The sequence below is a fragment of the Puniceibacterium antarcticum genome, from assembly GCF_002760615.1.
Lineage (GTDB): Bacteria > Pseudomonadota > Alphaproteobacteria > Rhodobacterales > Rhodobacteraceae > Puniceibacterium > Puniceibacterium antarcticum.
In genome coordinates this window covers 1-1,823 of sequence record NZ_AWWI01000129.1, presented here as the reverse complement: position 1 = coordinate 1,823, position 1,823 = coordinate 1, and the positions used below count along the sequence as shown (strand labels likewise).

The following is a 1,823-nucleotide window of genomic DNA, read 5'->3' as shown; positions in this document are numbered from 1 at the left end:
CCATGCCAACATCCTATGCCCTTCGGGCTGTGGGTGTCGCACTTCAATCTTGAGACCAAGCAGTATCGGCGGTGATAGTCGTATTGATCGCAATCTTCTTCCAAGCATTTTCGGTCAGAGTCACGGAACTACCGTCTTCCGATACTTGGGCTGAGCCCGCATCCTGAACGCTGTATCCCGCAACATCCGCGCTCTGTGTGCCGATCAGCAGGCGTGGACTTTCGCTCAGGGATATATTGCGGAAACTGCTATCTGCCCCCACTCCTGCGTCATCATCCATGGCAAAAACTATGCGGTCGAAATCGCCCTGAAAGTAATCCCCGACACGGATGGAATAGCTCTGGTAGCCCGAGCCGGTGATGTATTCGCCGTTGACGGCCTGAAGCCCCCATCCCCACTGGGTCCCATCAAGCTTGAACATCCATTCCGGCGAGACAGTGTCATCTGTATCAAAGCCGATCCCGTGGATCTCGCCGCGAACATCGCTCTTGAAGTCAAAGGTCAGCACCGTATCTGCAGTTATAGTCGTATCGATCGCGACTTTCTTCCAAGCATTGTTCGTAAGATGCAGCGTACTGCCGTCGGCAGACACCTCCGCACCTCCAAAATCTTGATCGTAACCGTAAGACGAAGGTTTAGCAACTTGGATGCCGTTTATTAGAAGCCCCTCAATATCTGGTAATGGCGAAATCTGAACAACTAAGCGAATTTGGGCTTCATCGTAAAAGCCTTTTCCATCCGTAATGCGATAAGTAAAATTGACATTTTCTTCCGAATTCCCCGAGAAATCTCCCAAAGGATCGAAAATAATCTTATTGTTGAAAATATATGCCAAACCAGAAGACGGCTGAGACGTGATTGCTAAAATTGTCAGATTGTCGCCATCTGGGTCCGTATCATTCAACAGAACATCTAGAAAAATTGGCCCCAGAGCTGAAATCTCAAACTCATCGTCAGCTGCTGACGGAGCAGTCGAAAGTGCATCATCAGCTTCAATTCTAGCATTTGCGAACTGTAAGAATTCTGTTGAGGCAAGAAGGTCCCTGCCGTCTGGAGAAAAAGGCCTATTATCTACAATCTGAAGATCGAACTCTGGATTTTCAGAGACGGTGATAGTGTAGTCGGCTCTATTGCCTGAAAAAACTGCTGTGTCTGTCGAGGAACCGCCGTAAATTTCATCATCCCCGCTTCCACCGATCAGAGTGTCGGCTCCTGTACCGCCAAAGAGCTTGTCGTTACCAATCCCACCAGACAGGTAGTCATCGCCTTCGTTGCCCTTAAGCGTATCGTTGCCCTCGTTGCCTTCAAAACGGTCATTGAATAGTGCACCCTCAAGCCAGTCATCTGCGCTGCCCCCTAGAACTGTGAAGCGTTCTACATTGCCGTACAGGATGCCATCCCCGCCTACGGTATTGAACGCATGAGTAGGGCCAATTCCCGAGCTGAAACCGCCACCGCCCGATTGAATTTCAGTTGTAAAGGCACTGAGATCTAGTATCCCGTGATCTATCCCGCCACTCCCATCGAAGACGTGGATCCCACTCCCTTCTTTGAGAATGTATGTTACGGTGTCATTCTCAGCTCCAGACCTGAAGTCCAGGCGCTCAATACCCACGACCGTGGTGCCATCAGATAGAGAGAAACCGGCCTCTGAGCTTTGATCATAGGTGAAGCTCACACTGCCAAGATCGTTTCGCATCAACAGAAGTGTGTCAAAACCCTCACCGCCATCGATTGTGTCAGGACCGCCCGATCCGGCTTCAATTTCATCATCCCCGCTTCCACCGATCAGAGTGTCGGCTCCTGTACCGCCAAAGAGCTTG

The 1,823-nt window shown here is 50.4% G+C and carries 1 protein-coding gene; it reads right to left on the bottom strand.

Translation table 11 applies throughout. The features are described from left to right. Nucleotides 1-43: 43 nt before the first annotated feature. Nucleotides 44-1,823: Ig-like domain-containing protein (locus P775_RS29455; protein WP_180287511.1), on the bottom strand; the 1,780-nt coding region annotated here is incomplete at its 5' end.